Source organism: Actinophytocola sp. (assembly GCF_045807065.1).
Classification (GTDB): domain Bacteria; phylum Actinomycetota; class Actinomycetes; order Mycobacteriales; family Pseudonocardiaceae; genus Actinophytocola.
On record NZ_JBJMIE010000009.1, the window covers coordinates 1 to 8,871 of the forward strand.

Sequence of the window (8,871 nt, forward strand, 5' to 3'; positions counted from 1 at the left end):
CCATCTCCCCTGCCCTCCGCAATGTCACTTTTATGGCACCTGCGTGTCATTCCGCCGACGTTGTGCCGACAGAAGACTGATTTCAGTTTTACACGTCTTGTGCCCGGAGGACATCAGGGCAGGCACGGCAGAGGAGAGAACCCAGGTGGGTACACATCAGACGGCGAACGGTGGCGTGACCTCGCCAGAGCAGGCCTCGGCGGAGAGACGGGTTCCGCCACCGGATGACGCGGCGCACCTCGACGGCCTCCTGATGCACGAGTTGAGCGCGGTCAACTACCACCTGGGGCAGTACGTGCTGAGGTACTACGACGCGGATGCTGGTCGCGGTGACCCCGTCTCCGTTGCCGATGAACAGGCACTCATCGACAGCATGACCGCAGCGGCGGAGGCCATTCGTGCGCGCGTCGAGCGGCGGAAACGCCAGGAGGACGAGCGTCGGTGACTCATGTCCAAGTTATGCGTGTGGCTGCTGGCCGCGTGGCCGTTCCTGGCGTACATCGCGGGGACCGGTTGTTGGCTGATCGCCGACGCGATCCGGGAACGCCAGCAGGCACGGGCAGCGGCTCAGGAGGCTCATCCGACAGGCGTTCGACCTCGGCGTCCGGTTTGGACCGGGCAACGCACGAGGGAACGCGTGCGTGTGGTGATCCACGACGGCATCCCGAAGTAGGCGGGGTTACGTGATGGACACCCAGAACGAGGTGGCCGCCAAAGCGATCTCGCGGGCAATCGGTGAGGAACTACGGCGCGCACGGGAGGCGGAAGGCTGGTCACGAGCGGAGTTCATCACCCGTCTCCCGTCCGGGATCGGTGAGAGAACTCTTCTCGCGTATGAACACGGCATACGTGTCCTCACGGTGCTGCGCCTGCTCGAACTGTGCGGCGCGCTTGGGGTCGTGGCCACCGTTCTGCTGACGATGGCGTTGCAGCGGGCAAGGATCTTCCTCACGAACCTGAACCTGTACGTCGACCTGCGCGCGTTGCTGAGAGATGAGTCCAGGAAGTTCCGGCCGCTGGCGCAGTGGGCGAAGAACAGGCTGAATCGATGTCCTGACGGGATCGCGGAACTGGCTCCGACTTCCGTGGGCGAGTTGGCCGACTTCATCGGCTGCACTCACGAAGAACTCGCGTGCTACCTCGCCAAGTTCATCCCGGACACCTTGCCGGCGAACAGGACGGCTGAACGCGTGGGGCTTCGGTGATGTCGAGTCTTCTTGCCTCATCTCAGGGGGTGTCCGGTGCTGGTCGGCGTGTTGTCGCGCCGTACGTCACCGCGTGGAGCGAGGAACACGACCCGCCGGTCGTGATGGTTGAGCGCCTCAAAGGCGGGATCGGCTACCGGGATGAGACCGTGTCCGATCGCGACCGCAACGGCATCTTGTGGTTCCGGACGCCGTTTCGACCGGGGCAGGGACGGCCTGAGTTCGGTCGGGTGCATCCGTTGCGGCAGCGGCGGACGATGCAGCGGCTGTTGTGTCAGGTGTGCGCGGGTCCGGCCGACTGCACCGAGGACGGCGTGTTGTGGCTGCTACAAGATCACCGCAAGGACTGGCCGTCATGGCCAGACGGCATGGGGGTCACCGAACCACCGGTATGTGTGCCCTGTGTCCGCATGTCGTTGCGGCTGTGTCCGGCGCTACGCAAGGGTGCGGTTGCCGTTCGTGCGGGCAGTTTCATGCTGGCTGGTGTGGACGGGGTGCTGTACCGCCGGAGTGGTCACAAGTTGGTGGTCGTTGGCAGGGAAACCGTGGCTTTCACGGATCCGGCCATTCGGTGGGTGCGCGCGGCGGGCCTGGTTCGCGAACTGCGTGACTGTGTACTCCTCCCAATTGCCGATCTTGTCGAGGAGTAGCCCCCAGCCGGGACGGCTCGCCCGCACCACTCCCATGGCCCTCACACAGGCTTGGTTTGGGTCGGCTGGGACGGCATCACGGCCTGCCGTCCCAGCCGACTATTTACTGTTTCCGCAGGTAGAGACGCATCCCATGCTGTCCCGCGTGTGGGACGGCAGTAGGTGGCGTTGGACAGCATCGGGACGGCTGGTCTCACGTCTCCTCGGAGTGAATCGCGGCTCGGATGTCAGCCGTGCTGTAGCCCCGGACTCGGCGAGATTCGCCGTCCTCGGTGGTGATGCGGTCCCGTGTGGACGGGCAACCGAGGTCGGTCATGGCTCGCCCGAATGAGTTCGGTTCGACGTCGAGCGCTTCGACGAGTTCGGCGGTCGGAATGAACTCCCGGTCGTCGAGGTCGTCACCGAGGTAGGCCACGACCGACGCCAGCGGCTCCGGCAGCGCCCGCCGAGTGCCCGCCGGTTGAACACCGGCACCGATCACCCGCACAACGGCCGCATGGTCCAACTCCGGCGCAGTGTCCTGGCCAGCGGCATGTCCGGTGAGCGTTCCGGCAGCCTCGCGGAGCGCCCGGCCGCGTCGGCAGAGTTCATGCCAGTCCTCGTTCGGCATGTAGTAGGTCCGCACGGTCAGCGCGAGCACATCCGCACCCGCTTGGGTCTCGCCATCCGGGCGGAGAATGCCTACGCCCTTGTGGGAGGCGAGTAGTCGGCTGCTGTCGTAGCCTCGGGTGTTCATCTGCTCGCCGAGGACGATGTTGCTGTCCCGCCAGTCCATCACCCGCAGAGCGAACCGCGACCCCAGCACCGCACGCAGCCCGGATGGGATGGTCTTGGAGTCCGGGCGTTGGGTGGCCAGCACGAGCACGATTCCGGCCGCCGGTCCTTTCTTGGCCAGCCAGGTCAGTAGCTCGCCTACGTAGTCTCCGGCCATCAGCTTCTTGCCCTCCACGTCGACTGAGGTCCGATCCTCAAGAGGCACTTGGACTTCGTCGAGGAACACGGCCGTGATCGGCATGTTCAACGTCGTGTCGCGGGACATGGCCGGAGTGACCTTCGACTCCGGGCACACCGTGTCGTCCAGCTCTCGCATCCGCCGGTACCGGCCCTGCACCTCTCCGACCAGCTCGACCAGCCACCCGATCAGGGCCAAGACGTGTTCTGACTCGTCGCCGGACATGAACCGGTGCGCGACCTTGGCGGCGGCGTCCCAGTCCTTGCCGGCCTTGAAGTCCGCCACGTACAGCCGCGTGTGTGGGTCGAGGATGAGCCCGGCCGCCGCTAGTCGGGCGGCGAACGTCTTCCCCTGGCGTGGGATCGCCCCCACGAGCAGGGAGGTCCACACGAGCGGTAGGTCGATCTTGCGGTCCCGCGCGTCACGTCCGAACGGGACCGGCCGCCATGCGTCCCACCGCTGCACCGACAGCAACGGCGTCCGCAACGGTGGCGCGGCGTAGGGGTCAGAGTCCGCGACCCACATGGACACCCGCCCGGCGTGGCCGCCGTTGCCGCGCACCCGCTCCACGATCAACTGAACTTCATCGACCGCGAGCGCGGACGCGAGCGCCTCCCGGTTCTTGATCACATCAGCGGCCTTGCGGGTGGCTGGCAGATCGACCGTGACGGCCCATCCGTCACCTACACGCTGCGCGCGCTCGACCAGCCGCAGCGTCTCGTCCTTGCCGATCAGCTTCGCGTCCCGGAACGCGTCGACCAGGATCTGCGGGTCCATCGTCCACGTCAGCGTCCGAGGCCCGGCAAGCACGGCCTTACGGCCCGGCGCACCGTCCCGACGCCGGCCAAGGATCGCCAGCGCAAGCGACACCACGCCGGCAGTCGCCCAGAGCCCGCGTGGACCGTAGACCAGATCCACGACTGCCCCGGCCAGCACCGCGGCCACCGCTACGGCGCCGGTCACCTTCCATCGGAAGAGAGTCAGCGCGCGGATCTCGGTGAACTTGTCGGCCAACTTCTCGGAGGACTCGGCGGCCTCGCGGTAGTCCCGCACGGTCACCCACCGACGCCACCACCGCACGGCCGCCACCAAGCCCCGCACCACCGCGCGCAGGTATCGCCACGGCGACCGCAGCACCGCCACGGCCCCGTCCTTGGCTGCCTGCCGCGCTTGGCCTCGGTCCTTGAGCCAAACAGGCACGCGGGGCGACCGCAGCCACCACGAGGTGAACCGGCCAAGGCGCGGCTGGGAGTAGAACGGCTGGGTCTCGTCGACCAGCTCCGCGTCGTACACCGGCCCGACGTCGACCAGGTCTCGTGAGTCGGCCGGCATCGGCAGCGCGTCGTCGTTCATGAACGCACCTCCTCTGCCAGGGCAGCGGCGACCCGCGATGACAAGCCCCGCGAGCAACTCGTCACCTCACGCACCCATGCAGGTGTCACCACCACATCGGGTGTCCACGCGCGCCGCGCATCGGTGAGGTAGTCCTCGAAGGACCGCCGTGCTGTTCGCGGGCGTTCATGAACGGTCGGCTCCGCGCGGTGAACGGCCTCGGTGAACGCGGCGTTCACAGCCTCGGTGAGTTTGTCCCGCAGGTCGGTCACAGCCTCGGCGGCCACGAACACCACGAGCGGCGGAACCGAGTGCAGCACGATCCCGGCGACCGATCCGGCCGCGTAGGACGACCAGGTGTTCATCACGTACGTGGCCGCGAGAGTGAACCACTTCGCCCGCCGTACCCACGGCCCTGTCCGCACCTGATACCGGGCAGTGACCTGCTCGGCGCGCAGGATCGCCAGCAACACCACCGACACGGTTGGGTCGAGTAGCCAGGCGGCCAGCCACGGCAGCGACCAGGCCGGCGAACCGGCGGCGGCGAAGGTCTGGACGTTGGTCATGGTGAACGCCAACCCCAGGACGATGCCGGCCCAGCAGAGGCGGTCCACCTGCAAGCGCACGCGCTCCACACGGAGCGCGACCACATCCGGGTGGGTCTGGTAGGCACGGACCTCGGCGGCCTCGGCTGCGTCCTGGGCCAGCCGCTGAGCACGTGTCAGCGGGATGTGCCGGGCATCCTGGGGACCGGCGGGTGGCCGCCCGGCAGCGGCCACCCCTCCCCGCTCCGTCCCGGTCATCGCCGACCCCTCCGACGCGGACTGTCCACCACAGTCACCGTGAGCGCGCGGGTCAACGCGTAGGAGGAGAACAGCGCCGGCAACCCCAGCACCGTCAGCAGCAGCCACGGATTGCCTGGATGCGTGATCACGACCCACTGCACGCCCACGATCAGGCCAGCGGTGAACAGCACCCGGCCCGCGAGTGACAGCAGGCGCGCACCGCTGCGCGCGGCCTCGGCGGCTGCCTTCGCCCGGCGGACGCCTGCCCGCCAGACCCAAAGGAGGATGACCAGCACGCCCACTCCCGCAAGGATTTGCGTCGGCGTGAGGCTGATCTGGGTCATGACTGCTCACCTCCGTCCTCTGTGTCCTGAAAGTCGTGGTGGTCGAGTGGTTCGGCGCGCTCGCCCCGCTGACGCCAGTGCGGGTAGAGAGCGCGGCGGTCACGCTCGTTGAGCGAGCCCCATACCCCGGTCGTCTGCTCTCCGGCAGTGCGCAACTCGAGTTCGAGGCACTCGTCCTGCACCGGGCATCCCGCGCACAGCCGCGCAGCCAGTTCCCGGTCCATCCCGTCGTGGCCGGTCAGCTCCGGCGGGTCGCCATCGGTGAAGGCCCACACGCACGACCCGTCCTTCATCACGATGTCGGCCAGCACGTCGACCGGCACCCACCGCAGACGGTCCAACCGCCACGCGATCCCCACGAACCGCGAGTACTCATCGGAGGTCACCACGACGCACCTCCGGTCACCCGGAGCACCTCGCGAGACGTGCGATGCTCAGCGGTCATCTGGGCGACGTCCACGCAGGTCCCGGTCTCGATGGCCTGAGCCGCGAGCCGCTCCACAGCGGCAGCAGGCACCACGAACCGTGTGCGGATCTGGACCGCCGGAAACGCTCCCTCGTGAATCGCGCGGTACAGCGTGTTCTTGTTGCAACGGAGGATCGCCGCTGCTTCTCGGACTGTGTAGAACGCCGGCGGACCGGCATTCGGCAGAGCATTGCTCATGGCAGATTTCCCTAAGAAGTGTTGAAGAAAGAATGATGGAGTGCCGATATCGGCACGATTGAAGACACGGATGGCCCAATCACGGGCGAACCCGCACCCGCGAAATGGGGCAGCCCCGCTAATGTCGATGTTGAGGCGGAGCGCGGAGGAATACGTGTCGGAGGACTGGACGGCGGTCTCGAAGGCGATCAACGAGCGCCTGACCGAACTTGGGCTGAATCAGCGCGAGCTTGCGGAGCGCTCGAACATCGCGCTGTCCATCGTGCGCGAGATCCGCAACAACACCGTCCAGCGTCGACGCAGTGGCCGCACGCTCGAAGCCCTGTCGGTAGCCCTCGGCTGGCACCCCCGACACCTCGCCGCGGTCCTGCTGGGACGCACCCCACCAGCACCAAACGACCCGATCGACCTCGCCGGAGACACCGTGCCCGCACGCCTGGCCGCGATCGAGGACCAGCTCCACGAGATCACCAAGCGCCTCGACGAGATCCAACGTGCGATCCGCGAGAAGTAGTAGAGGCTCCGGGCTCACCGTCGCCGGCATCTTGGATGCCTGCTGGGCGGGGTTTCGGCGTGCGTTCATGCCTCAAGGAAACGGCGAATCCGAGCCGTTAAACAGCTGGCCGCGGTTAACCCGAGGGGAGGTAACCTGAATTAACTCCGCAGGTCAGCCCAGATAACCGGGGATTGATTGGATGGCAGACACCAGGCTGAAAGATGCGCGCAAGCGGCGCGGCTACTCCGCACAAGCAGTGATCGACATGCTGCTCAGACGTGCGGAGATGCTGGGCATACCCGTGATGTCACCGGCCAGCCTGAAGACGAAACTCTCCGTCTGGGAGAACGGTCGAACAGCCGTCAGCCCGACATATCAGCGGCTATTCCGAGACATCTACGGCCTGACCAACGAGGAACTCGGATTCCCGGCAGAACCCGACGACGGCGAGGTCGAGGAACTCCGGTCACGGCTCACGATCGCGCGCACTGTCGACGCCGGCACAGTCGCGCTGTTCCGCCAGCAGGTCGAGAACGCGCGCCACGTCGACCGGCAGTTCGGCGGGATCACCGTGCTTGACGAGTTGCGCAGCCAGATGGACCAGATCGAACGGCTCCTCAACTACAGCACGATGCCGGGACAGCGCGAAGCGCTCGCCGGAGTCCTCACCGAAGCCGCCGCGCTGGCCGGCTGGGAGGCACTCGACCGCAACGCGATCAAGCAGTCATGGGACCACCACGAGCGCGCCAAGGCAGCAGCCCTGATAGCCGGCTCACCGCTGCTACTGGCGCACTCGCTCGCTCAACAGGCATTCATCCTGATCGACATCGGTGAAGTCGACGCGGCCGTGGCGCAGCTCGACCAGGCACGGACGCACGCCGAAGGCTCCGCGCCAACTCTCCTCCGGTCGTGGCTCGCGGCAGCCCACGGCGAGGGCCTGGCGGCCGCCGGCAGACGCGACGAAGCGCTCCGCGCGTTCGACCAGGCGGACAAGCTGTTGCCCGTCGACCCCGTGAACGCGGATCTCCCGTTCCTGTTCCTCGCCGGAGGTCACCTCGACCGCTGGCGCGGCCACGCCATGAGCAGACTCGGCGAACCGGACGCGATCGACCAGCTCACCTACGTCCTCCCGCGCCTGCCACCTGACTTCACCCGCGCACGAGTCGCGATGCTCGTCGACCTTGCACACGCCCACGCCGCAGCAGGCGACCGCGAAGCGGCCCTGACACACGCCCGTCAGGCCAAGCGCCTCGCGATGCAGATTAAGTCCGACCGCCAACTACGCCGGCTCAATGGCCTCATCCTGCCCACCAGCAGCACCAGAGCCGCGTAACGCGAGGTAGTAGAGCAACGGCACCAGCGCACCAGCACCAAGCACTTCCCGCCGCCGCACGAACTCCAGCACGCGACTCAGCGGCACCCACTCCAGCCGACCAACCTCCTCAGTGTCGGTCGGCTCGCCCACCTTCTCCACCTTGCGCCACAGGTACACGTCCGTATCGGCCGTGACCTGCCCCGGCAGCGGCTCGAAGCTGACCAGGTGCTCCGGCTCACCGACCGGTCGATACCCGGTCTCCTCCTCCACCTCGCGACGCGCGGTGTCCGCAGGGTCCTCCCCATCCTCGACGAGACCACCGAGCAACTCGTAACCCCACTGATCAGTCGGGAACCGATATCGCCACAACATCAGCACCCGATCACGCTCATCGACGATCAGCCCAATCGCGATCCGCGCCAGGTGGACGACGTGGTACTCCCACCGTTCACCGTTCGGAGCTTCCACGTCAGCAAGCCCTAACTTCACCCACTGGTTGTCATAGATCAGCCGCTCGCCATAGGTCTTCCATGCACCATGCTCGTTAGCCACGTCCGCAGCGTACGGGCCCACCAATCAGCGAACGATGGACCTGCGTTGACTACAGCGTTTGCTTGCGCACCCTGGTGTAATGGGATCAACAGGTCGACACCTCGACCAAGCCAGGCACGACCCGGAGTGCGCCCATGGATTCATTCGACCTCGGCCGGCTTACCGATTTCGACTTCGAGATCCTATGCAAGGATCTCTTTACGGAGATCCTTGGACTAGAATTTGAAGTCTTTTCACCAGGGGCGGACGGCGGGATTGATCTACGCCATCTCTCTTCCCACTCCGGAAAAGTGATCGTTCAGTGTAAGCATTGGAAGCGATCCGGCCGCGCCGCACTGATAAATCACATCAAGGAGAAAGAAGTTGAGAAGGTAAGAAAACTAAAGCCAGATCGATACATTCTCGCAACAACGGCAGAATTGACGAGACACAGCAAAGATTCTCTATACGACACACTGCGCCCATACTCTCTGTCACCGAGCGATATCTTTGGAATTGACGAGATCGCTAGCCAGTTGCGAAATAATCCCGACTTAGTGCGGAAACATCTTCGCCTCTGGCTAAATAGTGCCGCCG

12 protein-coding genes are annotated in these 8,871 nt (G+C 66.0%); 6 read left to right on the forward strand and 6 right to left on the reverse strand.

Going from position 1 to position 8,871, the window contains the following annotated elements; genetic code table 11:
• The first annotated feature begins 175 nt into the window (after positions 1–175).
• The 3 genes from ACJ73U_RS00285 (at position 176) to ACJ73U_RS00295 (ending at position 1,855) form a co-directional block, all read left to right on the forward strand.
• Positions 176–445 (forward strand): hypothetical protein, encoded by a 270-nt coding sequence (locus ACJ73U_RS00285; protein ID WP_407775425.1) that lies wholly within the window; start codon positions 176–178, stop codon positions 443–445.
• 241 nt (positions 446–686) lie between these two features.
• The gene (locus ACJ73U_RS00290; RefSeq protein ID WP_407775426.1) at positions 687–1,205 is read left to right on the forward strand and encodes a multiprotein-bridging factor 1 family protein; all 519 of its coding nucleotides are present in this window, start codon (positions 687–689) and stop codon (positions 1,203–1,205) included.
• Entirely contained in the window at positions 1,205–1,855 is a 651-nt protein-coding gene (locus ACJ73U_RS00295; RefSeq protein WP_407775427.1) for a hypothetical protein, read from the forward strand. Before ACJ73U_RS00290 ends, ACJ73U_RS00295 begins: the two co-directional genes overlap by 1 nt.
• A gap of 193 nt (positions 1,856–2,048) precedes the next feature.
• Here the strand turns inward: ACJ73U_RS00295 and ACJ73U_RS00300 are convergent, their stop codons facing one another.
• The 5 genes from ACJ73U_RS00300 to ACJ73U_RS00320 are packed head-to-tail and all read right to left on the reverse strand — an operon-like array spanning position 2,049 to position 5,932.
• Complete coding sequence (locus tag ACJ73U_RS00300; RefSeq protein ID WP_407775428.1) at positions 2,049–4,160, reverse strand: cell division protein FtsK; 2,112 nt, start codon at positions 4,158–4,160, stop codon at positions 2,049–2,051.
• The gene (locus tag ACJ73U_RS00305; protein WP_407775429.1) at positions 4,157–4,942 is read right to left on the reverse strand and encodes a hypothetical protein; all 786 of its coding nucleotides are present in this window, start codon (positions 4,940–4,942) and stop codon (positions 4,157–4,159) included. Before ACJ73U_RS00305 ends, ACJ73U_RS00300 begins: the two co-directional genes overlap by 4 nt.
• Positions 4,939–5,268 carry a hypothetical protein gene (locus tag ACJ73U_RS00310; protein WP_407775430.1) on the reverse strand — a complete coding sequence of 110 codons (330 nt, stop codon included), beginning with the start codon at positions 5,266–5,268 and terminating at the stop codon, positions 4,939–4,941. The genes ACJ73U_RS00305 and ACJ73U_RS00310 overlap by 4 nt, the downstream gene beginning before the upstream one ends.
• Positions 5,265–5,654 (reverse strand): WhiB family transcriptional regulator, encoded by a 390-nt coding sequence (locus tag ACJ73U_RS00315; RefSeq protein WP_407775431.1) that lies wholly within the window; start codon positions 5,652–5,654, stop codon positions 5,265–5,267. Before ACJ73U_RS00315 ends, ACJ73U_RS00310 begins: the two co-directional genes overlap by 4 nt.
• Positions 5,651–5,932, reverse strand: a complete 282-nt coding sequence (locus ACJ73U_RS00320; protein ID WP_407775432.1) for a helix-turn-helix domain-containing protein — start codon at positions 5,930–5,932, stop codon at positions 5,651–5,653. Before ACJ73U_RS00320 ends, ACJ73U_RS00315 begins: the two co-directional genes overlap by 4 nt.
• 154 nt (positions 5,933–6,086) lie before the next feature.
• Between ACJ73U_RS00320 and ACJ73U_RS00325 the strand changes: the two genes are divergently transcribed.
• Positions 6,087–6,446, forward strand: coding sequence for an XRE family transcriptional regulator (locus ACJ73U_RS00325; protein WP_407775433.1), 360 nt, complete (start codon positions 6,087–6,089; stop codon positions 6,444–6,446).
• Positions 6,447–6,627: 181 nt separating this feature from the next.
• Positions 6,628–7,761: a tetratricopeptide repeat protein gene (locus ACJ73U_RS00330; RefSeq protein ID WP_407775434.1), complete on the forward strand. Its 1,134-nt coding sequence runs from the start codon at positions 6,628–6,630 to the stop codon at positions 7,759–7,761.
• On the opposite strand, the gene ACJ73U_RS00335 is transcribed toward ACJ73U_RS00330, so the two are convergent.
• Positions 7,708–8,295, reverse strand: coding sequence for an NUDIX hydrolase (locus ACJ73U_RS00335; protein ID WP_407775435.1), 588 nt, complete (start codon positions 8,293–8,295; stop codon positions 7,708–7,710). The two genes, ACJ73U_RS00330 and ACJ73U_RS00335, sit on opposite strands and share 54 nt — an antisense overlap.
• A 134-nt stretch (positions 8,296–8,429) precedes the next feature.
• Here ACJ73U_RS00335 and ACJ73U_RS00340 point away from each other — a divergent pair.
• Positions 8,430–8,871: restriction endonuclease (locus ACJ73U_RS00340; RefSeq protein WP_407775436.1), on the forward strand; the 442-nt coding region annotated here is incomplete at its 3' end.